Below are 22207 nucleotides of genomic sequence, written 5' to 3' on the forward strand. Positions count from 1 at the left end.
CCTTACAGAGAAGGCAAATCATGATTAAAAACGATACCTGGATTACTCAAATGGCGCAGGAAGGGATGATTAGCCCTTTTGAGCCGAAACTTGTGCGCCGCTCGAATGAGCTTCCTGTTATTTCCTACGGATTGAGCAGCTACGGCTACGATTTGCGGCTGTCGCCGACAGATTTCCGCATTTTTCGTCATGTTCCAGGTACAGTCGTTGATCCAAAGAATTTCAGTTCTGCAAACCTAGAGCCTGCTGCGCTCCATCACGATGACAATGGCAGTTTCTTTATTTTGCCTGCGCATTCCTACGGGTTGGGTGTGGCGCTAGAGCGGTTAGAAGTTCCCGATTACATCACTGTGATCTGTATTGGTAAGTCAACCTATGCACGCATTGGACTGATTGCTAATTTGACACCCGCAGAAGCGGGCTGGCGTGGGCATTTGACGCTAGAGTTTTCTAACTCTTCGAGCGCCGATTGCCGGATTTATGCCAATGAAGGCGTTGTGCAGTTGCTATTTTTAGAGGGTGCGCCTTGTGCAGTGAGCTATAGCACTCGGAATGGCAAGTATCAAGACCAAGTGGAACAAGTGACGCTGGCGAGAGTTTGAAGACGAGACGCCAGCGGCAACGCTTTGTAAAGAAGGAGGAAGGAGCTAGTTCTTTATGTCCTCCTTTCTCCTTGGTCTGGGCATCTGCCAGTGAGTGTTTACTTGCTGCTTACGGGGGTTTTGATGAGCTTTCTTACATTATTTTTTGCCCGACCCTCGCTGCTTCTGCGGATGCGATCGCTCTTCCGAGTTCCGCCTGCCATTTCATACTCGCGGCTGTCGTTGCCATACTTCACCCGAACGCTGCTTAGCATCTGATCGAGCAAATCGCCCAACTGTTTCTCCATGTCGTCGATTTGGAGTTTCATAGCATCGATCTTCGCGAGTTCCGTGTTGTAGTCGTTGAGGGTGGTTTGCAATCGCTCGATCTGTTGCGTCAGGGTTCTAAGGTTGCCATCGCTGCCAAAGTCCATGTTGGGGTCGATTGCTTTAAGTTTCAAGACCCGTAGCTGTCCTTTGTCGAGAATGCGAGAGGTGCGGTGCGAAAGTGGCATAAGGTAGTGTCCCTGAAATAATGTTTTCTAGTGCTAGTTTGTCTTCTGCGATTCGCAAACTGGATGAGTACATCTCGCAAAAAGCTATATTTTTTTGATGAAGTTTTTTGAGCAGATCTCGTGATTTTCCGAACCCGCTTGGGGTCTACCCGTGTCTTTACTGAAAAAATTACGAGCTTCGTGACGAACGTTACGACATTGGTGACGACAACTACGAGCTTCGTGACGAACGTTGCGGGATTCACGAGGAACGTCACGAGCCTGATAACGACAACTACGAGCTTCGTGACAACGACGACGAGCTTTGCAGCGACGACGACGAGCTTCATGACGACGACTACGGTGGGGGTGCGATTCTCTGAAGCTTGGCAAAGCCAATTGCGCTTCATGTCACAGAGTTGATATCAGTAATTTCTACTTAAAGACGATAAGAACTGGCACAAGGTAGCATAGAAGGCAAGTTACACTCAGAAGCCCCTCATGCCCGAAGAATCAGCGCCAAAATCTGACTCTAACGCCGAATCTAAGTCGCCGAATCGCTCAGAGCAGATTGCAGATTGGATTCTCAAAGCGATCGTAGCGGGCGGGGGATTAAATGCGTTGTGGGCGGGGTTCAAAGATAGCGATCTGCCCAAGGCGTTCCTATCTGCTCTATTGGCGGGAGTTGCTTACTACGGCACGAGATTACTTCAACCGATGCACAAACGGGCTGAGGAAGAACTCGATCGCATGGGCAATTCTGTTGTTAAAAGGGGCGACAGCGTTGCGAGTCAAGTTTCTGGATTTGAGAAGAAATATCTCCAAGCGCTCAAGATTTACTGCGATGAATTGCAGATTGAAGGGGTTAAAAGTTACCTAAAGCGGGTTCCTTTAAACGAAGTTTTTGTGCCGCTTTGGTTGGGTGACGATTCGACTTCAGTAACTTATCGCGATCGTAGTAAACAGATATGGGATTTGTTACCGAAAAAGCAACACAAGAGCGATCGCGTGTGTCGGTTGGCAGTCGTAGCTGATCCGGGTTATGGCAAAACCACGCTGACGCGATATCTCACCCTAAGTTTTTCTAACGAAACGTATCGGGAGCATCACGCTCAGCGATTGATTCCAGTGTTGTTGTTGCTGCGATCGCTCTATCCAAAAATTCAAGACCAGCGCACGCCAGCACTGCCAGATCTGATTGCAGACGAGGTAAGACAATTGCCGCGCTGCGAGGACTTGAGAACATCGAGTCAATGGTTTAGAGAGCAGTTGCAAGATGGTAAATGTTTGGTCATGCTAGATGGCTTGGATGAAGTGCCCGAAGCTCAACGGGAGAAAGTCAGCCGTTGGGCAAACTGGCAGATGCAACACTATCCCACACCCTTGATTTTGATCGACCTCACGGCTACGATAGTACGTTGTTTGAGCAAACTCAGCAGATTGGAATCAAAGACTTTAATCGAGAGCAAAAATCGGACTTTATTCACAAGTGGTATCGTGCGGATGAGCGAGAATACTGGGATTCGGGGCGAAATTCGATTGACGATCGCGAGCAGATTGAAGCCCAAATTGAGCATCGTGCGAACGAGAGAGCAACGGAACTAATTAATCAACTGGCGCTCAATCCAGCGTTGAATGAGTTGGCAAATAATCCGCTATTGATCACGATTATTGCGATTACCTATCAAACGTCGCTGACGTTACCCAAGCACCGAGCAAAACTGTATCAAGAGATCTTCAAAACACTGTTAGAACTGCGTCCTCGTCGTCGAGATACGAAGTTAACACTATCGATTGCAGAAGAAAATCAAGCGGTGTTGCAGGTGTTGGCATTGAATTTAATGCAGCAGCAGAAAACATACTTCACGCCACAAGAAGGAGCGCAATGGATTCAAGCCAAATTATTGGAATATAGTGCAGAGCTTTCACCCAAGAAGTTTTTGCAGGAGATTCAAGATGTTGCTGGGTTACTGGCGGGTGCTGAAAGCGATATTGTGGCGAGTCATCTCTACCAGTTCACTCATAAAACCTTTCAGGAATATTTAGCGGCGGTCGAAGTGTATGAACACCATGACGGCGAATGTTTAATCGAGCAATTCCATAACTCCGATTGGAAGGAAGTGATCTGTTTCTATGCGGCGCTGCGAAATGCGACAAGATTTGTACAGGTTGCTTTGGACAACCGCACAGACTATGCCCTGCAATTGGCACATCGCATCGTAATAGATGAAGGCAGTAAGGTGGATGATGAGACCTACGATCGCTTAACCAAAGTACTAGAAACGATTGATTTAAGTGGTGCATTAGGAGCAAAGGTGCAACTCGAGCAACGGTTTCGAGATCGCTTAGCCAGTCTTGATGACAACAGGATTATTTCAGATGTCATCACGATTGGAGAGTACCATCTATTTATGACAGCCCAAGCCGATGGACAGTTTCATTCTCAAGCAAAAAGTATGCCTCTGTCGGTTAGTGAGAGTCGCCCTGTGACAGGCATTTCTTGGCAAGATGCACGATGGTTTTGTGCATGGTTGGCAACTCAGGCAAGTCTGCAATCGGATGATGTCGTGTATGACTATCGTTTACCGACTGAAGCAGAATTGCAACAGATCAACGATCGCGACAGTTTCACCGTTTCAGAAGACTCTCGCAACGACCGAACCTTACGAATTGTGCGTGAGGAACTGCCGAACCACTACAAATCATTGCTCAGTTATTTAGCAAACGGACGATGGCAAGAAGCCGACCAAGAAACAGATAACGTCATGCTAGAAGTAGCAGGACGAAAAGAAAAACGATATTTGGATGTCAAAAGTATTCAGAAATTTCCCTGCGAAGATCTCCGCATCATCGACCAGTTGTGGGTAAAATTCAGTGGCGGACATTTTGGATTTAGCGTCCAAAAGCAAATCTATGTGGAATGCGGCAATCCGTTGGATAGTCAGTATTACGAGGGAAAATGGGAAGCGTTCTGCGATCGAGTCGCCTGGATGAAAAACGGAAACTACGTAGACTATCCTAACGAAGTAATTTTTGATACCTCCGCTTTAAGAGGACACTTACCCTTGAGGGGTGTAATAAGTTGGGGGAGGTGGGCCGTTAGTTGGTCTCTTTTCTCTCGCAGAGACTTGTGAACTGTAGCATATCTAAGTCCTAGCGTTTTATTTAGTTTTTTTGCAGCGTTGATTTCAACGATAGAATCAGCGTTTCAGAAATTTCTTACCTTGCAATCGCCTCTGCACAACGATTAGCGCAAAGCACAACTCCGAAGGAAACGCAGTGCTACCTTAAAGAAAACAAATCAAAGACATTGCTATGACCTTGCAAGAACTAGAACAACAAGTTCAGCAGCTATCCATTGCAGAGCGATTGTCACTACTCAACACCATCACACAATCGCTGCAACACGATATCGCCCAACCACAAGCCCTCACTCAACCTGACAAGCGCACATTAGTCGAACAACTTCGAGGTTGCCTAAAACAACCTGGCGAACCTGCGCCTACCGATGCAGAAATTGACGCAATGCGCGAACAGCGTTTGGTGGAGAAATACTTGACGTGAAACTTCTGCTCGACACCAACATCATCCTTGATTTCTTTCTCGAACGTGACCCATTTTATGTAGAAAGCAGCCAACTCTTTGATGCGATCGCAGAGAGTAACGTGGAAGGCTTTTTCTCAGCATCAAGCGCCACAGATATCTTCTATATTTGTAGACGGCAAACCCAAAGCCTTGATACTGCAAGACAAATCTTTGAAAGAACGCTTGCCCTGCTTACGGTTTGTCCAGTCACTCAATCAGTCCTTGAGACAGCATTTAATTCTGGACTCCCTGATTTTGAAGATGCCGTCCAAATTAGTTGTGCCGTAGCTCAACGCTTAGATGCAATTGTCACTCGCAATCCCAGAGACTTTCAAACGACCCTCATTCCAGTTGTATCGATCGCTAACCTTTTGCAACAACTAAACAGTTAGCAACAGCTAGACAGTTAACAGAGTAGAGGTTCCCAATCAACACTTGTCCTAACCCTTCTGACTCCAGCTATATAATCTAGAAAACAAACAGCACCAGCAGCAAAAGACGTGACTCAAATGGAAAGCAATTGCCACGATCGCTAAACTTGAGATTGACAACACCTTAATTCAAGAAGCGCTGGCACTGGGCAAACATCAAACCGAACAAGCCGTCATCGAAGCTGCCCTGCAAGAATACGTTCAGCGGCGCAAGCAAGTGCAGCTTCTAGAATTATTTGGCGCAATCGATTACGACCCAAACTATGACTACAAACAACAAGGGTTAGCTTGTCTTCCCTGTGTCCTACGAGGGAAGACAGTTGATATACTACATGTCATATCTAGTGAATTGCATTCACTAGTTCGTGCTTTATGGCTGTGATTAGCGCAAAGCGCAACTCCGAAGGAACCGAACAACCAACGCTAGTGGATCTCGTGCGGGAAACGCGACAACGCTTGCAACTCTCACAAGCCAAGTTTGCGACGAAGCTAGGAGTTTCATTTCAGAGCGTTAATCGTTGGGAGAACGGGCGGACGAAGCCCGTACCGATCGCTTCGCTACACGGATACGTGCTTGCGTTGAAGCAGGTTGAGCAATTGCTGCACCAGATGGGCGACTCTGGCAAAGGTCTGCTTGCCAAATACTTTTCACAGCAAGGACGGAGACGATATGACTGATAGACTCCAGCGCTCTGTCCCTTCAGGCAGTGGTTTATCTCAAAATACTACTCTAGACATCACTGAAGCCGATGTCCTCATGACAGCAGAATTGGCAAGTCGTCCAGCTCGGCAGCCCGATTTAGCAGCGGAAATCCAAGCACTTCAAATCCTTGCCCAGCAGCTCACAGATGACCCGCAGGTGATGCTCAAAACCCTCGTTGGAATCGTGCTTGATCTCGCTCAAGCGGGCACTGCGGGAGTCAGCTTACTGGAAACTGCGCCGGATGGTGAATCCGTCTTCCGTTGGGTCGCGATTAGCGCAAAGCCCAACTCCGAAGGAACCGCAGGAGCATTCACAGATTTAGAGCACACCACAACCCCAGGTGATTTTAGTCTCTGTTGCACCACTCTTCGCAGTAACCAGCCCCAACTATATGCCTATCCTGAACGCTACTTCACCTATCTGCACCATCCTCAGTGTCCGATCGTCGAAGGATTGGTAATTCCGCTATGCGTGAACCATCAACCCTTGGGCACGCTGTGGCTTTTGTCCCATGATGAGGCACGTCGATTTGACTTAGAGGATCAGCGGTTAATGACCCGTTTAGCTGGCTTTGCCGCTGCTGCCCTCCAAAGCATGCAGCAGGTGCGCCAGAAGGCTGAGGACGCGCAGCGATCGCAGAAAGTGGATACAGAACAGGCACAATCAGCAGTGCCATTGCGCCAAAGCGAGGAGGTGAGTCAGCAGATCCTCGATAGTAACGATGACTGCATCAAGGTGTTGGACTTAGAGGGGCGAATTCTGTTCATGAGTCCGGCGGGGCAAGCGCTGCTGGGCATCCAGGATATAACGCCGTTCCTCAACACGCCCTGGGCTACGTTCTGGGAAGGCGCAGCTCAGCAAGCGGCCATCGAGGCGATCGCAGGGGCAAAAGCAGGAGAGGTTTGTACCTTTCAAGGGTATCGCCCGACGATGACCGGCGAACTCAAGTACTGGGATAACAAAGTTACTCCCATCCGCTCTCCGAATGGGCAAGTTGAACGGCTGTTATGCATCTCGCGGGACATCACCGAGCGCAGGCGGAGCGAAGACAAACGCAGACAGGCTGAGGAGTGCTTGCGTAAGAGTGAGGAGCACTTATCTGCGATCTTTTCACGAGCAGCGGTGGGGCTTTCCGAAGTCTCGCTCGATGGACATTTCCAGCGGATCAACGACAAGATGTGTCATATGCTGGGGCGATCGCGTCAGGATATGTTAGCGGCAAGCGTGTTCGGTGTTACGTATCCCGAAGACGTGCCCAAGAGCCTCCAGGCTCTTCAACATCTGGTTGAAACTGGCGAGCCGGTCTCACTTGACAAGCGCTACTTGCGCTCGGATGGAACGATCGTCTGGGCAAACAGCAGCCTCACCCGCCTCGACGATGAGCAGGGGCGTCCACGTACCCTACTAGCGGTCACTGTTGATCTAAGCGATCGCAAACAAGCAGAAGAAGCCATTCGCCGTTCAGAAGAAAAATATCGCACGCTGTTCGAGTCGATGGACGAAGGCTTTTGCCTCATCGAAGTTTTGTTTGATGAAACCGGAAAAGCAGACGATTACCGCTTCCTGGAAGCCAATCCGGCATTTGAGAAACACACGGGACTTGTGGACGCGATTGGCAAAACAATGCATGAGTTAGTGCCGCAGCACGACGCACCTTGGTTTGAGATTTACGGCGAAATTGCGCTAACGGGGACACCCACACGGTTTGAAAACTACGCCAGTGCGCTTAAGCGTTTTTACGATGTTTACGCCTTCCGCGTCGGCCAGCCACACGAGCGCAAGGTAGCAGTTTTCCTCAAGGACATCAGCGATCGCAAGCAGGCAGAAGAATCGTTGCGCGAATCGGAAGCGCGGCTGCAAAAGGCGATCTCCATCGAAACAGTTGGTGTAATTTTCTTTAGCGCCGAGGGCGTCATTACCGACTGCAATGACGCGTTTCTCCGCATGAGTGGCTACAGCCGTGAGGATTTTGAGCAAGGGCGAGTGCGATGGGACGAACTGACTCCACCAGAGTGGATGCCCGCTTCTTGGAGGGCGATCGAGGAATTTTTAACCCTGGGGCGCACAACGCCTTACGAAAAGGAATACATCCGCAAAGATGGTTCGCGTTGGTGGGGTTTGTTCGCGGCATTCCGCCTCAACGGAACTGAAGGTGTGGAATTTATTATCGACGTCAGCGAACGCAAAGGAGCCGAAGCCGCTGTCGCCGCAGACCTTAGAGATACCCAACTCTTGCGTGACTTGAGCGCACGACTGCTCGGCGAATCTGACGTTCAGGTGCTTTACGACGAGATTGTGACGACTGCGATCGCATTGATGCAGGCGGATGCTGGCTCATTTCAAGTGCTCGATACCGCGACGCAAGAACTGCTGTTGCTTGCTACGCAGGGCCTTAGTCAGGTAATAGCTGGGCATTTCGATTGCTTCGATCGCATTGATGCCAGTTTCAATACATCCTGTGGCATTGCCCTGGCAACTGGCGAGCGATCGTTTGTTGATTTTGATGTGCCAGAAAGCGAAGACCCAAATGGTTATCGGCGAATTCATGTCGAGGCTGGGTTGCTCTCTGCTCAGTCTACTCCGCTCATCTCTCGTTCCGGCAAGTTGATCGGCATGGTGTCAACCCATTGGCGCACCCATCACCGACCGACGGAGCGCGAACTGCGATTTCTGGATTTACTAGCGCGTCAGGCGGCTGACCTGATTGAGCAGCGACAAGCTGAAGCCGAACGCAAAAAACTCTTAGAACAAGAACAGGCGGCGCGGGAGGAAGCCGAACGAGCCAACCGCATCAAAGACGAATTTTTGGCAGTGTTATCTCATGAGTTGCGATCGCCGCTCAACCCTATTCTCGGTTGGTCAAAACTATTGCAGAAGGGCAATCTAGACGCGACAAGAACCCAGCACGCCTTGAAGACGATCGAACGGAACGCCAACCTGCAATCGGAATTGATTGAAGATCTGCTAGATGTTTCCCGGATTCTACAAGGCAAACTGTCCCTTACGGTGAGTTCGGTCAATTTAGCGGTGGTGATTCGAGCGGCGATGGAAACGATGCGACTTGCGGCAGAAGCGAAATCGCTCCAAGTCGAAGCCCGTCTTAACCCAGAAGTGGGGAACGTATCCGGCGATGCGACTCGTTTACAGCAAGTGATTTGGAACCTGCTTTCCAATGCTGTTAAGTTCACTCCCGCAGGGGGTCGGGTGACAGTGCAATTAGAACAGGTGGGGAATCAGGCTCAAGTCACTCTGAGCGATACAGGGAAGGGAATTCAGCCTGAGTTCGTGCCCTATGTATTTGAATACTTCCGGCAAGAAGATGGGGCGACGACCCGTAAGTTTGGTGGACTGGGACTAGGGCTAGCGATCGTGCGTCACCTCGTCGAACTGCATGGGGGCACAGTTAGGGCTGAAAGCCCCGGAGAAGGACAGGGAGCAACGTTTGTAATCCGACTGCCGCTGATGCGGGCGGCATCAAAAGCGACTCAGGACGAGCGACTGCCTGAGAATCCTGTCGCTTTGAATAACATCAACATTCTCATAGTGGATGATGAAACCGATTCTCGTGAATTGGTGGCGTTTTTATTGGAACAGCAAGGGGCACAGGTGAGAACCGCCGCTTCAGCACACGAAGCCCTGATCGTTCTGTCCCAATCAACGCCTGATGTCCTGCTGAGTGACATCGGCATGCCAGAGATGGATGGCTATATGTTAATCCAGCAGGTGAGAACGTTAGCACCAGAACAAGGCGGGCAAATCCCGGCGATCGCGCTGACGGCTTATGCTGGGGAAATGAATCAGCAACAGGCGCTGGCAGCAGGGTTCCAGAAACACATTTCTAAACCAGTAGAACCGCAGAAATTAATTCAAACGATTTCTAGTCTGATTCGGTCTGCTTAGCGATCGCTGCAAATCTTGCAATGAGGAAAAGATAATACGACTTCTCGCACCATGCGCTTACGTTTCATCTGGTTAGCACTCCTGGCCAACTCTACGACCTCACTGTTGAAGTTCACTGTTGAAAGCTCACTGTTGAAGGGCAAGCAGTAGGGTCATGTGTAGGAGTGCTATATCTTGTAGGAAGATGGAGTAAAAGTTACTACTTCAAATTCTATGGAAGATTCATCAGCAGCCCTATCCATCCTGGTGATAGAAAGTAATCCTGATCATGCTCAATTGATTCAAGAGGTATTGAGTAGTAATTCAATCCAGCACCAAATTGTCACGATCGCGGATGGATTAGAGGCGTTGGACTTTCTGCACCAACGGGAAAATTATGTGTCCGCTGCTCGTCCAGATTTAATTTTATTAGATTTAAATATATCAGGAAAAAATGGCAGAGAAATTCTGTCAGAAATTAAAACAAATCCGCAACTCAAGAGAATTCCAATTGTGGTATTAACGACCTCTACCGAGGAAGCAGATATTTTCAACAGCTATGCTCAGCAGGGCAACTGTTATGTGATCAAATCTTTTGATGCCAATCAACTATTTCAAGTTGTTAAGCGAATTGAAGAATTTTGGTTGGGAATTGTAACTCTTCCAGTGGAGTAGAGACTTTCATACACAAGAAGTTTTATTAAAAAAAGCCGATTTTTATAATCAAAACCAAACTTATAAATTGTTTATATCGTGTAAGAAAATATTTCTTTTTTTAGTCAATGGAAGCTTTCTTTTATTTAAGAATTCCCGCCCCACGATCCACAATTTTCTGCGATATGCTGCTGACGGAGGACTAAAAATCGAATGCATATATCGGTAGGTAGATTTATCGGTAAGCATATTAGTAAATTCATGCCCTCCAGGTTTGCTTTATTTCAGTTCAATTTGTACTTTGGCTCTGTGGAGGCTAATCATGGTTGGTATGAATTTAGAGACTCAAGAAATTAATTTAACTCGATTAAAACAGCCATCAATTCATACCCTGACGCAAATTCAACCTCATGGAGTTTTGCTGGTTCTACAAGAACCCGATTTAAAGATTCTGCAAGCCAGTAAGAATACATCTACAGCCCTTGGTATTAAGGCAGAAGACGTTTTGGGCAGAACGCTAGATGAGGTGCTCGATTCGTTTCAGGTCGATCGCTTTAGGACTGGGCTAGCTCAGGAAAACCTGGATCTGATTAATCCCACCAAGGTCTGGGTGAGACGGAAAGGGGATGATTATCTAGTGTTTGATGCTGTTTTTCATCGCAGTGCTGACGGCTTTTTGATATTGGAATTAGAGCCTGCTCTAAGCCATGAAAATATTCCCTTTCTCAGCTTCTACCATCTGGCAAAAGCCTCTATTAACCAGCTAGAGGCAACCTCTAGTCTGCAAGATTTCTGCCAAATTATTGTGCGAGAAGTTCGCAATGTCACGGGGTTCGATCGCGTCATGCTCTATAAGTTTGACGATGATGGACATGGTGAAGTGGTTGCCGAAGAAAAACTGGATGAAATGGAGCCTTATCTGGGGCTGCATTTTCCAGAGTCAGATATTCCCCAGCCTGCCCGCAAAATGTTCGTCTCCAACTGGATTCGCGTCATTCCTGACGCTCACGCTGAACCTGTTGCACTTTATCCGGCGGCGAACCCGGTTACCAATCAGCCGCTCGATCTGACGCTTTCCATTTTGCGTAGCCCCTATTCCTGCCATATGGAATACCTGCACAACATGAAAGTGGGTGCGTCACTCACGATTTCGCTGATGAAAGACCAGAAACTTTGGGGGCTAATTGCCTGCCACCATCAGACGCCCAAGCTAGTCAACTATGAACTGCGAAAGGCCTGCGAATTTCTGGGGCGAGTCATTTTTGCCGAAATTTCTACCCGTGAAGAAGCGGCAGATCATAGCTACAAAATGAAGCTAGCTGGGGTTCAGTCGGCGTTGATTGAATCCATGTCCCAAGAGGACAATTTTATTGATGGCTTGATGCAACATGAGCCAAACCTGTTAGATTTAGCCGACGCAACGGGTGCTGCCATTTGTTTAAGTGGACAGTGGACGACGATCGGTCGGACACCTGGTGAAGAGGAACTCAACTACCTAGTTCACTGGTTAGGAAAAACGGTTGATGAGGAAATCTTTTACACCGATTCGCTGCCGCTGATTTACTCCGATGCAGAACGGTTCAAGGATGTGGCGAGTGGCTTACTGGCGATTCCGATCTCGAAGCGGAGCTACGTTCTGTGGTTCCGTCCTGAAGTGATTCAAACGGTGAACTGGGGAGGTGACCCCAATAAGGCGTATGAATTGATCGAATCCGGTAGTCATCCGCGCTTGTGTCCCCGTAAGTCGTTTGAGCTGTGGAAAGAGACGGTGCGCTTGAAGTCTCTACCCTGGAAGCAGGTTGAGGTCAAAGCCACGCTAGAGCTGAGAAAGGCGATCGTTAACATCGTGCTGCGGCAAGCAGAAGAACTGGCACTGTTAGCTCAAGATTTGGAGCGTTCAAACGCAGAGTTGAAGAAATTTGCCTATGTTGCTTCCCACGATTTGCAGGAACCGCTGAACCAGGTCGCGAACTATGTGCAGCTGTTAGAGATGCGCTATCACGATAATCTTGACCAGGATGCTACGGACTTCATCGATTTTGCCGTTGAAGGTGTTAGCCTCATGCAAACCTTAATCGATGATGTATTGGCTTACTCCAAAGTCGATCTGAAAGGGATTGAGTGGGAACTGACGGAAGTTGAAACCGCTCTCAATCAGGCGTTAGGGAACGTTCGCGGTCGGACGACGGAAACGGGCGCTGTGATTACCTCTGAGCCGATGCCGACGATCGTGGCAGATGGCACCCAATTGATGCAGCTCTTCCAGAACTTGATTGGCAATGCCATTAAATTCAGGCAAAAAGACGAGCTGCCCAAAATTCACATCGGCGTGCAGCGGCAAGAGGATGCCTGGTTATTCTCGGTCAAAGACAATGGGATTGGGATTGATCCACAGTTTGCCGATCGCATCTTTGTGATTTTCCAGCGGTTGCATACCCGCGATGAGTACGCCGGTTCTGGCATGGGGCTCGCCATCTGTAAGAAGATTGTTGAGTGCCATCGGGGACGGATTTGGGTTGAATCTGAACTCGGCAAAGGTGCAACCTTTTATTTCACTATTCCGGTAGGAAGGCGCGATCGTCATGCCAGTGGACGCAAAAACCAAAATTATCCTTCTGGTCGAAGATAACCGGGGTGATGTTCGGTTAATTCAGGAAGCCTTAAAGAGCACCACTGCCCAATGTCAGGTGGTGGTAGCTCGTGATGGCATGGAAGCCATGGCATATCTGCGGCAGGATGGGGAGTATGAAGAGGCAATGCGCCCTGACCTCATCCTGCTAGACCTGAATTTACCTAAAAAAGATGGGCGGGAAGTGCTAGCAGAGATTAAGGCCGACCCCAATCTCAAGCACATTCCCGTCGTTGTTCTCACGACTTCTCGCAACGACGAGGACATTTCTAAGAGCTACGATCTCCATGTAAACTGCTACATCTCGAAATCGCGAAATTTGCCTCAGTTATTCAAAATCGTCCGGGGGATTGAGGAATTTTGGTTGGAAACGGCAACGCTGCCATCGGAGGAACGGTAGGCAGACCTCTCATCAATATTCTGCTAGTTGAAGATAATCTAGCAGAAGCCCGCTTACTACAAGAGATTCTCAAAGGAGCAATTCTCAGTCGCTTTAACCTGACTCATGTACAGCGGTTGGGAGAAGCGATCGCTTTGCTGAAATCGTCAACCTCAATCGCCTCAGTCAATTTTCAACCAACCCATTCTCAATCCGTCAACGTCCAGCAACCACCGTTGGATACCATTCTGTTTGATGTCATCCTGCTTGACCTGACATTGCCAGATAGCTATGGCTTAGCGTCTCTCGATGCGTTGATTCAGCATGCGCCCAACTTACCGATCGTCGTTTTAACCAACACAAACGATGACCAATTGGCCGTGCAAGCGGTGCGACAGGGTGCTCAAGATTATCTGGTGAAGCGACATCTAAATCAGGATAATTTGGTTCGGTCATTGCACTACGCGATCGAGCGCAAGCAGGGGGCAGAGGCTCTGCGGGAAGCCAACGAGATTTTAGAAACGCGAGTTCAAGAGCGCACAGCCGAATTAGAAACCGCCAATGAACGACTGCGGCAAGAAATTGAATGGTGCCAAAAAATTCAAGAGCGGCTAGAACTGGCTCAAAAAGCGGGCAGAATTGGCCCGTTTGAGTGGAATGTTCAATCCAATGCAGTCACCTGGACTGCCGAACTAGAAGCGCTATACGGTTTGGCAGCAGGCAGTTTTGCCAATCAATATGACGGATGGATTAAAACCATTCACCCAGACGATCGCCCCAAAACAGAACAGGAGTTGGAGCAGGCGATCAAGCTGGGAGAGGGATTGAACACCGAATTTCGGATCATTCTGCCAGATGGAGAAGTGCGCTGGATTGCGGTTAAAAGTAGTTTGTTCCATGATCAGACAGGTAAACCCCTGAGGATGATTGGCATCCACATGGACATCACTGAGAAAAAACAGTTGGAGGCACAGTTCCTGCGAGCCCAGCGCTTGGAAAGCCTAGGTACCCTAGCAAGCGGTATTGCTCATGACCTCAATAATATCTTGACGCCGATTCTGGCCGTGGTGCAGCTACTGCCGCTGAAACTACCCGACCTGAACGACTCAACCCGACAAATGCTGAAGGCGGTAGACACCAGCGCCCACCGGGGAGCAGAACTGATCAAACAAATTCTGTCATTTACACGGGGGGTAGAAGGCAAACGGCTGTCGCTTCAAATCCATCATTTGTTGCTCGAAATCATTCAGATCATTCAACAAACTCTACCCAAATCGATCGACATTAATACAAATATTTCGCCGGACTTGCTGCCAATTCTAGGAGATGCAACCCAACTGCACCAGGTGTTTATGAACCTGTGCGTTAATGCTCGTGATGCCATGCCCTACGGAGGCAAGTTGACGATTACCGCGAACAACTTGCTGATAGATGAATCCTATACCCGGATGCACTTGGATGCCAGCGTTGGTCCCTATGTTGTCATCACGATCGCAGATACTGGAATGGGCATTCCCCTGTCAAATTTGCACCGCATTTTTGATCCCTTCTTCACGACGAAAGACATTGGCAAAGGTACAGGACTGGGACTTTCGGCAGTGTTGGGCATTGTCAAGAGCCATGGTGGATTTGTGGATGTTCAGAGCGAGGTTGGTAAAGGTAGCCAGTTTCAGGTATTTTTGCCCGCAAGCCAATCCATTGAGTCTCAAATGGATGATGAAGTTGAGCTATTGAGCGGGCAACAGGAATTGATTTTGGTGGTGGATGATGAGGTTGCCATCTGCGAAGTAACGAAAACTACCCTGGAAGCCTATAACTACCAGGTATTAACCGCCAATGATGGAATCGAAGCGATCGCTCTATTTGCTGAGCACAAGGATGCTATCAGCGGCGTTTTGATGGATATAATGATGCCCTCAATGGATGGGCTGACGACTCTCCCTTTGCTGCGCCGATTGAATCCTCACGTTCAAGCGATCGCCATGAGCGGTCTAAGATCGATCGAAGCAGTAACGCAAGCTGAAAAGCAGGGATTCCAAAGCTTCTTACCCAAGCCATTTACAACTAAAGACCTGCTGCATACACTGCAGAACGGGTTGTGTCACAACAATAAATAATAGAAATAGTAGAAAGAAATAATAGGGTAGAAAGGTTTGTTCCTCTAACCTGAAGTAAATGGCTGCTCTATCCCCATACCCTATGGGTAAAGCGACAGATCGGGCGACCGGACTTTAAGTTTGACAAATAATTCATCGCTACAGTCAAACAATCTGTCACTCTACAGATGGGTTTAGAACATATAGATTTAGATCTGGAAGTGGGTTTAGATCTGGAAGAGGCGCTCATGATGCAACTGAAGCAATAGATGTGTTTTGAACTACGTCACGTGTCGTTGGGTCATCGCTGCCCAGATGTGATATGAGAATTAGAATGGACGAGATGTAGAGGTCGGACTTGAATATGGTAGCCCCCATCTCTGAAATAGTAATTTCGCATCATGCAACCAGCAACTCCTTTAGCCGAGGAGAAGATTACTACCACCGGAGCGCCGTAATCGATCTGGTGCAACGAGGCAATACGATTCACGCTGAAGTCGAAGGTAGTGAAGTTACTCCATATCGTGTCAGTCTTCAGTTTGACTCCGGTGGCATTACCTCGGTTCGGTGTACCTGTCCTTACGACTATGAAGGCTGGTGTAAACATATTGTGGCAGTGGCATTGACCTGGGTGCGGCAACCGGATCGACTTGAACTCCGACCTACGTTACCACAATTATTAGACCGACTGGATCACCTGCAAACGCAGCGATTGGTGCAGGCATTGGTGGCAGAACAGCCAGAACTAATTGATGCAGTCGATCGTCAGGTGATGCTGATGTCGAATCCTGCCTCGTCAACGCCGATGGCTGCGCCTCAGCGTCGATCGACGCTGGATGTGGCTCCCTTCCGACGGCAAGTGAAACAGATCTTACAAGAAGGTGTGCGATCGCTGGAGGAGGGCTATGAAGATGATCCATTCACCGATGACTTGTTGGGCATTATTGAAAAAGCACAAGCATTTGCGAGAAATGAAGATGGGAATAGTGCGATCGCTATTCTAGAAGCAATCACAGCCGCTTGTGTAGACGAATGGGATGACATCCAAGATTATGGGGGAGATGCCTTTCCGATTGCCGAGTCGCTAAACGAAGCTTGGACAGAAGCCATTTTGAGCGCGGATCTCTCGCCACCCGAAGCTGTCGATCTGCGGGTGATGTTAGAGGAATGGCAAGATGCGTTGGATAGCGATTTTTCGATGAGCTTAGTAGCATTGCAGCAGGGATGGACTGATCCAGACCTACTGCGGGCACTGCAAGGCAACGGCTATGCTGATCCAGAACGGTTGAATTCCCCGTTTGCTCAAGAACTAGCATTGATTCGGCTACAAATATTGAATCGGCAAGAACGGCAGACCGAGTATTTGAACCTGGCTCGAACAGAAGGATTGACGGCGCAATATCTCACTCGATTAGCGGAAATCGGTAACATCGACGAAGCGATGACTGTGGCACGCGATCGTATGACTACGGCAGAAGAAGCATTTGCCCTGGCAAAAACCTTACGAGAACAGAATTATTTGTCCGAAGCGTTGACCATTGCTCAAGCTGGACTGCCCTTACCCGGAAATTGTCGATATGCTCTGGCAAGTTGGACGAGTGAACTGGCAGAAGGGCTAGGAAATCGAGAAGCTGCATTAGATGCCAGTGTTCTCGCCTTTAAGCTTCGCCCTAGTTTTCCAGAGTATCAACGGGTCGCTCATCTTGCTGCCGCTCAGTGGGAGGGCATTAAATCAGACTTGCTGAAAACCCTGCGTCAGTCTCAGGACTGGCAAGCCAGGGAAGCAAAGGTAGACATTTTCTTGCATGAGGGATTGCTGGATGATGCCATTGAAGCGGTGCGCTCCGACCATTACTACCGCTCCGAGTTAGTACATCGCGTCATGCAAGCAGCAGTGTTCACCCATCCTGATTGGGTCATTAAGGCGGCACTCGAACGGGCAGAACCAATTATGGAGCAAGGCAAAGCCGATCGCTACCAGGAAGCTGTGCAATGGTTGCAGCACGCAAAAGCGGCTTACATTCAATCCGAGCAGCAATCAGTTTGGATGATTTATTTCAATCAATTACAGTCTAACCACGCCCGCAAGCGTAAACTCATGGATTTATTCAAGCAATTACTGTAATGCAGGATGACGAATGGGATTTACCTAAAAAATGGTGTAAGGGTGTGATGCCGTTGGCAAAATAGGAACCGACATCATGTAAAGATTCTCCCTCTCTTCTGGCATCCTCTTTGACTGCCAGACTATGGGTCTGCAAAGCTCCAATCTCTCCCTATCGGCAGGGCTGTTTTATTGTGAGAAATGGAAATTTGCATACTCGATTCTCTCGTCCAGCGTTCTTGAATTTTTTGAACCTCGCAAACGAGGGCTTGCGGCTTTCAGATATCTCCTAATGACAATGAAACAGCCCTACCAACTGCACCGCTCATTGTCCCCATGATCACTAACACCAACACTGCCCACAGGGGATAGCGCGGTTGGGTCCGATAATCTCGCACGTGTTTGAGATGCTCAATCAAGCTCATGGTCAACGCAACCTAAACAGCGTCTTGATTCTAGTTTTTCTATCATCAATAAAACAGCCCTGCCCAGTAGATGGTGAAACGTACGTAAACGAAATTTTGGAGCGGTTTAAGCAAGTACATCAAGCCTAAAAGCGATCGCATCCTCATAGCTTCAAAGCATCACTTCTACCATTTACTGCGATCGCCCAGTCAAATCGCTAAAGCAACAGGTCTACATTTTGATACGTCACAACAATCAGTAAGTTACATCGCTAAACTCGGCAGATACTACGATCTGCTATTGCATTCGAGCGTTCTAGCTGTTATGGAGCCGTTGCATAAACTGTAACCAATGAATTTCTATTCTCTCTAGCTCGGCATAATAGCAGCAGCAAATTCTATCGCTAGTTCTGAGTTATGGCGTTTCAAGATGCTCGGCTGGTTCAGATTCTTTTTCTCTCAACATTTCTATTTCTGGGCTTTTGGACTCGCGACTGGACACTGCGATCGCAGGTCATCGGAGTCGCGATCGCAGCATGTCTGTTAACTCAATTTGCAGTGCAACGATACAGAGAAGACCAACCGTTCACACCTCAATCTTTTTTGAGTCCACTCATCACATCACTCGGATTGAGTTTGCTGCTACGGGTAGATCATTGCAGCACTATGGCGCTGGCTGGCGGAGCGGCAATTTTAAGTAAATCTGTATTTCAGGTCGGCGGCAAACATGTGTTTAATCCAGCCAATTTTGGAATCGTAATGGCATTGCTGCTAACAGGAGATGCGTGGGTGTCTCCGGGACAGTGGGGGGAAGAGGGGTGGTATGTGGTGCTGTTCTTAGCTACAGGTGGATTAGTCGTGGGTAAGGTCGGGAGATGGGACACCACACTGGCATTTCTGGGCATGTATGCCGGGTTAGAGGCCGTACGAAATGTCTGGTTGGGGTGGACTTGGGATGTTTGGGCGCATCGATTGATGAGTGGATCGCTGCTGATGTTTGCGCTGTTTATGGTGACTGATCCGCGATCGATTCCCAATGCTCGAACGGGTCGAATTATTTGGGCAGGTGCGATCGCGCTACTTACTTTTATTCTTCGCAACTATTTTTTCATTCCAACGGCAGTGTTTTGGGCGTTGTTTGCTCTCGCGCCGCTCACGATTCTGTTAGATCGTTTGTTTCCAGACGATCGTTTTATATGGGCACAAAATTCTCAAACGCAAGATTCTCAACTGGAGGTTTCAGTATGAAGCTCATTCGATTCGCACTTTCATTATTAGTGATTGTCATTAGTGGATGTATATTTGCTACAAAAGCATGGGCATTCTGTGGTTTTTATGTTGCGAAAGCTGATTCCAAGTTATACAACCAAGCGTCACAAGTTGCGATCGCGCACAGCGGTAAGAAAACTGTTTTGACGATGGCAAACGATTACCAAGGCGAGGTGAAAGATTTTGCCATTGTTGTTCCCGTTCCCGTTGTATTGCAAAAGGAGCAGGTTAAAATTGCCGAGCCTAAAATCATTGAGCGATTAGATGCTTTTAGCGCTCCACGATTGGTTGAATACTTTGACGAAGATCCTTGTCGGGTGGATGAAAATCGAGCGTATAATGGAGCGCCAATGCCTCAAGCAGCTCCAGCCCCCGCCGCCAGTCAAAGGGGTGAGGTATCACTCGGAGTGACGGTTGAAGCCAAATTCAATGTAGGAGAATACGACATTCTGATTCTAAGTGCCAAAGAATCTAGTGGACTCGAAACGTGGCTGCGTCAGAATGGCTACAAGCTGCCTCAAGGCGCAAACCAATTGCTGAAACCCTACATTCGCCAGAAGCTAAAATTCTTTGTTGCTAAGGTCAATTTAGAAAAATTTGACCAATCTGGAATCGAAAAATTGCGTCCTCTGCAAATTGCTTATGAGTCACCGCGATTTATGTTGCCGATTCGGTTAGGCATGATCAATGCAAAACAAGCACAAGATCTATTGATTTACATCCTTTCACCCAAAGGACAAGCAGACGTAACCAACTATCGAAGGGTGAAAGTGCCGTCGGGTGAGGAAGTTCCCGTGTTTGTGAAAAATGAGTTTTCCGACTTTTACACCTCAACGTTTGCCAATTCTTACGATCGCGAAGGTCGAAATGTCGCTTTTCTAGAATACGCGTGGGATATGAGTAATTGCGATCCCTGTTCGGCTGAGCCTCTCAATCAAGACGAACTGAAGCAAGCAGGTGTATTCTGGCTCAATGGTTCTGAAGCATCAACGAGATCGATGCCACCAATATTTGGGCGTCCGATGCCCGAGGCTGATGCAGGAGTGTTTATCACTCGGCTACATGTGCGCTACACTCGCGACAAGTTTCCTGAAGATCTAATGTTTCAAGAAACGTCAAATCGCGATTCATTCCAAGGGCGGTACGTGTTGCGCCATGCTTTTACAGGCGAGACGACGTGTCAAGAGGGAAGACGGTATACGCGATCGCTGCCTCGGCGCTATGAAAAAGAAGCTCAAACTCTCGCTCGCTTAACGGGCTGGAATATTAATGACATTCGCAAGAAATTGCCGCAAGTTCAGAAGCTCTCGTGGTGGCAGCAGGTGTTCCTGTCGTTAGTAGACTAACGTTGCATTGATGACGTTGCATTGATAAAGAATGGGTTGGTGTGGATCGCGCTCATTGCGTCAGCCACACCAACCCATCTCTGTTTGCAGATCATGTTTACAGGGATACCTTCATCAATATCCCTGTAAACCAATTTAGAAGCCTTTAGCAGCCATATTTTGCGCCATCTCTAAATGATCTGAGACAATCGGCAAGAACTGCTTTGCAAACGCTTTCAAATTTGCATCGCGTCCTGCTCTCTGATAAGTCTGATATTCAGCTTGAGTTCCGGCATGACCTCGGACTTGACCGACAATATAGGCTCTATCAAATTCAGAGCCTGATAATTGAGACAACTCGTCTAGCAAAGGACGATTGAGAGGGCCAACATCCTTTGGCAAGGTGATGCCTTTCTGCATCGCGATCGGCATGAGTCTTTGGCTAGAAGTCGTATGGTCGCGAATCATACGTTCTGCATACTGGCGCACGTTTGGATTGGTTGATTTCTGCAACGCCAGTTGGCTGGTTTGAATTTCCGTTTGGTCACTTTGGGCAGCTTTAATCGCGAACTTAGTATCGATATCGCGAGTTGCCGCAGGAGATACTCTCGAACCTGGTGTAGCTGGTCTTGCTGGTGTAGCTGGTCTTGGACGAGGCGAAGTATTGACTTGAGGCGCACGAGGAGACGAGGGAGAAGTAGGAGCTTGAGCTAAAGCAAGCGAGTCTGCCTCTAAAGGCGAATGAGTCTTCAGCCCAGAATGAGGCAGTCCCATCACTCCAAACAATGCCCCAATGCCGACCAGACTTAGAGAACCAGCAATTTTTCTAACCTTGTGTTTTTGAAAGATAGACATGAGGGGTAACAGCGTTCTATTAAGGATTAATCTTCAGCTTCAGATTAGCGATCGCGACTCCACGATTCGTCTACCCAAAGAACAACTTGGTCTCAACCACCAGACAGAACACATTTATCACCACGCCTACATCACCATTACGGACAGTGGCTTAAAATCGCCTCAACTTTGATGAAATGTTCTACAAAAAATTAAGTGTTCTACAAATAAAATTCAGTTTTGTTTGGGCTGGTATGATATGCAAGACCAAACCAGATCGAGCATTCATTGTTTTTGAGGGACATAGGCATGAAAGGCATGATCGTCGCGCTGCTGTTGGTGCTAACCCTATTAGGATTTCCGAAAGCAGCGTCTGCCCACGCACTACAGGCAGACTATTCGCTGCTCCAGAAGTCTCAGCTAGAAATTCAGGCGAAGTTTAGCGATGGAGAACCATACCCGTTTGCGGATGTGCAAGTCTTTGCTCCTAAAGATGCAACTCGCCCTTGGCTAGAAAGCAAAGCCAATGCTCAAGGACAGTTTGAATTTATTCCAGATGCATCGCTGAAGGGCGATTGGACAGTCAAAATTGGCAAGTCAGATCACAAGGATATTTTGACGATTCCGGTCAGCGATCGCGGAGTTGAAGTAAACGAGATCAGCCAAGGATTCGGGCGATCGCTAAAAGCTCAACTGGCTGTTTGGGGCTTTGCCGCGATCGCGGGTATTACCGGAACTCGCTTGTTATCACCCCGTCTGCTAAATCGGTAGGTTTTTCACATTCGATACTCCAACGCGCGATCGCACTTCAAATCAAGGGCGATCGCTTTTTTACAATTA

At 48.3% G+C, this 22207-nt stretch carries 21 protein-coding genes; 18 read left to right on the forward strand and 3 right to left on the reverse strand.

Annotated features, from left to right (window positions below):
* The first annotated feature begins 20 nt into the window (after nt 1-20).
* On the forward strand, nt 21-602 hold the full coding sequence (dcd, locus tag AC5I6P_RS03145; RefSeq protein WP_495692305.1) for a dCTP deaminase: 582 nt from the start codon (nt 21-23) through the stop codon (nt 600-602).
* A 98-nt stretch (nt 603-700) separates the two neighbouring features.
* On the opposite strand, the gene AC5I6P_RS03150 is transcribed toward dcd, so the two are convergent.
* Complete coding sequence (locus tag AC5I6P_RS03150) at nt 701-1096, reverse strand: hypothetical protein (RefSeq protein WP_495692306.1); 396 nt, start codon at nt 1094-1096, stop codon at nt 701-703.
* A 120-nt stretch (nt 1097-1216) separates the two neighbouring features.
* Here AC5I6P_RS03150 and AC5I6P_RS03155 point away from each other — a divergent pair, with 120 nt between their 5' ends.
* From AC5I6P_RS03155 to AC5I6P_RS03215, 13 genes are all read left to right on the forward strand, one after another.
* Complete coding sequence (locus AC5I6P_RS03155) at nt 1217-1498, forward strand: hypothetical protein (RefSeq protein ID WP_495692307.1); 282 nt, start codon at nt 1217-1219, stop codon at nt 1496-1498.
* Between the two features lie 78 nt (nt 1499-1576).
* A complete protein-coding gene (locus AC5I6P_RS03160; protein ID WP_495692308.1) occupies nt 1577-2680 on the forward strand; it encodes an NACHT domain-containing protein in 1104 nt (367 codons plus the stop codon).
* Between the two features lie 53 nt (nt 2681-2733).
* On the forward strand, nt 2734-4209 hold the full coding sequence (locus AC5I6P_RS03165; RefSeq protein WP_495692338.1) for a GUN4 domain-containing protein: 1476 nt from the start codon (nt 2734-2736) through the stop codon (nt 4207-4209).
* A 181-nt stretch (nt 4210-4390) separates the two neighbouring features.
* Nucleotides 4391-4639: a hypothetical protein gene (locus AC5I6P_RS03170; protein ID WP_495692309.1), complete on the forward strand. Its 249-nt coding sequence runs from the start codon at nt 4391-4393 to the stop codon at nt 4637-4639.
* Nucleotides 4636-5052 (forward strand): PIN domain-containing protein, encoded by a 417-nt coding sequence (locus AC5I6P_RS03175; protein ID WP_495692310.1) that lies wholly within the window; start codon nt 4636-4638, stop codon nt 5050-5052. The genes AC5I6P_RS03170 and AC5I6P_RS03175 overlap by 4 nt, the downstream gene beginning before the upstream one ends.
* Nucleotides 5053-5203: 151 nt before the next feature.
* On the forward strand, nt 5204-5473 hold the full coding sequence (locus AC5I6P_RS03180; RefSeq protein WP_495692339.1) for a type II toxin-antitoxin system VapB family antitoxin: 270 nt from the start codon (nt 5204-5206) through the stop codon (nt 5471-5473).
* Nucleotides 5464-5769 carry a helix-turn-helix domain-containing protein gene (locus AC5I6P_RS03185; RefSeq protein ID WP_495692311.1) on the forward strand — a complete coding sequence of 102 codons (306 nt, stop codon included), beginning with the start codon at nt 5464-5466 and terminating at the stop codon, nt 5767-5769. The genes AC5I6P_RS03180 and AC5I6P_RS03185 overlap by 10 nt, the downstream gene beginning before the upstream one ends.
* A complete protein-coding gene (locus AC5I6P_RS03190; protein ID WP_495692312.1) occupies nt 5762-9694 on the forward strand; it encodes a PAS domain S-box protein in 3933 nt (1310 codons plus the stop codon). Before AC5I6P_RS03185 ends, AC5I6P_RS03190 begins: the two co-directional genes overlap by 8 nt.
* A gap of 213 nt (nt 9695-9907) precedes the next feature.
* The gene (locus AC5I6P_RS03195) at nt 9908-10348 is read left to right on the forward strand and encodes a response regulator (protein WP_495692313.1); all 441 of its coding nucleotides are present in this window, start codon (nt 9908-9910) and stop codon (nt 10346-10348) included.
* A 301-nt stretch (nt 10349-10649) separates the two neighbouring features.
* The gene (locus AC5I6P_RS03200; protein ID WP_495692314.1) at nt 10650-12956 is read left to right on the forward strand and encodes an ATP-binding protein; all 2307 of its coding nucleotides are present in this window, start codon (nt 10650-10652) and stop codon (nt 12954-12956) included.
* Nucleotides 12910-13356: a response regulator gene (locus AC5I6P_RS03205; protein ID WP_495692315.1), complete on the forward strand. Its 447-nt coding sequence runs from the start codon at nt 12910-12912 to the stop codon at nt 13354-13356. Before AC5I6P_RS03200 ends, AC5I6P_RS03205 begins: the two co-directional genes overlap by 47 nt.
* On the forward strand, nt 13317-15452 hold the full coding sequence (locus AC5I6P_RS03210) for a hybrid sensor histidine kinase/response regulator (RefSeq protein ID WP_495692316.1): 2136 nt from the start codon (nt 13317-13319) through the stop codon (nt 15450-15452). Before AC5I6P_RS03205 ends, AC5I6P_RS03210 begins: the two co-directional genes overlap by 40 nt.
* A gap of 343 nt (nt 15453-15795) precedes the next feature.
* A complete protein-coding gene (locus AC5I6P_RS03215) occupies nt 15796-17556 on the forward strand; it encodes an SWIM zinc finger family protein (protein WP_495692317.1) in 1761 nt (586 codons plus the stop codon).
* 257 nt (nt 17557-17813) lie between these two features.
* Here AC5I6P_RS03215 and AC5I6P_RS03220 read toward each other — a convergent pair whose 3' ends face one another.
* A complete protein-coding gene (locus AC5I6P_RS03220; protein WP_495692318.1) occupies nt 17814-17960 on the reverse strand; it encodes a transposase family protein in 147 nt (48 codons plus the stop codon).
* 396 nt (nt 17961-18356) lie between these two features.
* Between AC5I6P_RS03220 and AC5I6P_RS03225 the strand changes: the two genes are divergently transcribed.
* Entirely contained in the window at nt 18357-19187 is an 831-nt protein-coding gene (locus AC5I6P_RS03225; protein WP_495692319.1) for an RnfABCDGE type electron transport complex subunit D, read from the forward strand.
* Nucleotides 19184-20554 (forward strand): DUF2330 domain-containing protein, encoded by a 1371-nt coding sequence (locus AC5I6P_RS03230; protein WP_495692320.1) that lies wholly within the window; start codon nt 19184-19186, stop codon nt 20552-20554. The genes AC5I6P_RS03225 and AC5I6P_RS03230 overlap by 4 nt, the downstream gene beginning before the upstream one ends.
* A 135-nt stretch (nt 20555-20689) precedes the next feature.
* On the opposite strand, the gene AC5I6P_RS03235 is transcribed toward AC5I6P_RS03230, so the two are convergent.
* On the reverse strand, nt 20690-21388 hold the full coding sequence (locus AC5I6P_RS03235; protein WP_495692321.1) for a DUF4142 domain-containing protein: 699 nt from the start codon (nt 21386-21388) through the stop codon (nt 20690-20692).
* Here AC5I6P_RS03235 and AC5I6P_RS03240 point away from each other — a divergent pair.
* Nucleotides 21387-21560: a hypothetical protein gene (locus tag AC5I6P_RS03240; protein WP_495692322.1), complete on the forward strand. Its 174-nt coding sequence runs from the start codon at nt 21387-21389 to the stop codon at nt 21558-21560. The genes AC5I6P_RS03235 and AC5I6P_RS03240 overlap by 2 nt on opposite strands.
* A gap of 116 nt (nt 21561-21676) precedes the next feature.
* Nucleotides 21677-22138, forward strand: a complete 462-nt coding sequence (locus AC5I6P_RS03245; protein WP_495692323.1) for a hypothetical protein — start codon at nt 21677-21679, stop codon at nt 22136-22138.
* Nucleotides 22139-22207: the final 69 nt, after the last annotated feature.

The organism is Myxacorys sp. (genome assembly GCF_059501405.1).

What these genes read in the sequence shown, in the direction of transcription:
- AC5I6P_RS03205 (WP_495692315.1), top strand. Translation starts at nt 12,910, where the DNA reads ATGCCAGTGGACGCAAAAACCAAAATTATCCTTCTGGTCGAAGATAAC.
- AC5I6P_RS03235 (WP_495692321.1), bottom strand. Translation starts at nt 21,388, where the DNA reads ATGTCTATCTTTCAAAAACACAAGGTTAGAAAAATTGCTGGTTCTCTA.
- AC5I6P_RS03240 (WP_495692322.1), top strand. Translation starts at nt 21,387, where the DNA reads ATGAGGGGTAACAGCGTTCTATTAAGGATTAATCTTCAGCTTCAGATT.
- AC5I6P_RS03160 (WP_495692308.1), top strand. Translation starts at nt 1,577, where the DNA reads ATGCCCGAAGAATCAGCGCCAAAATCTGACTCTAACGCCGAATCTAAG.
- dcd (WP_495692305.1), top strand. Translation starts at nt 21, where the DNA reads ATGATTAAAAACGATACCTGGATTACTCAAATGGCGCAGGAAGGGATG.
- AC5I6P_RS03220 (WP_495692318.1), bottom strand. Translation starts at nt 17,960, where the DNA reads ATGAGCTTGATTGAGCATCTCAAACACGTGCGAGATTATCGGACCCAA.
- AC5I6P_RS03190 (WP_495692312.1), top strand. Translation starts at nt 5,762, where the DNA reads ATGACTGATAGACTCCAGCGCTCTGTCCCTTCAGGCAGTGGTTTATCT.
- AC5I6P_RS03200 (WP_495692314.1), top strand. Translation starts at nt 10,650, where the DNA reads ATGGTTGGTATGAATTTAGAGACTCAAGAAATTAATTTAACTCGATTA.
- AC5I6P_RS03245 (WP_495692323.1), top strand. Translation starts at nt 21,677, where the DNA reads ATGAAAGGCATGATCGTCGCGCTGCTGTTGGTGCTAACCCTATTAGGA.
- AC5I6P_RS03185 (WP_495692311.1), top strand. Translation starts at nt 5,464, where the DNA reads ATGGCTGTGATTAGCGCAAAGCGCAACTCCGAAGGAACCGAACAACCA.
- AC5I6P_RS03195 (WP_495692313.1), top strand. Translation starts at nt 9,908, where the DNA reads ATGGAAGATTCATCAGCAGCCCTATCCATCCTGGTGATAGAAAGTAAT.
- AC5I6P_RS03215 (WP_495692317.1), top strand. Translation starts at nt 15,796, where the DNA reads ATGGTAGCCCCCATCTCTGAAATAGTAATTTCGCATCATGCAACCAGC.
- AC5I6P_RS03150 (WP_495692306.1), bottom strand. Translation starts at nt 1,096, where the DNA reads ATGCCACTTTCGCACCGCACCTCTCGCATTCTCGACAAAGGACAGCTA.
- AC5I6P_RS03230 (WP_495692320.1), top strand. Translation starts at nt 19,184, where the DNA reads ATGAAGCTCATTCGATTCGCACTTTCATTATTAGTGATTGTCATTAGT.
- AC5I6P_RS03225 (WP_495692319.1), top strand. Translation starts at nt 18,357, where the DNA reads ATGGCGTTTCAAGATGCTCGGCTGGTTCAGATTCTTTTTCTCTCAACA.
- AC5I6P_RS03170 (WP_495692309.1), top strand. Translation starts at nt 4,391, where the DNA reads ATGACCTTGCAAGAACTAGAACAACAAGTTCAGCAGCTATCCATTGCA.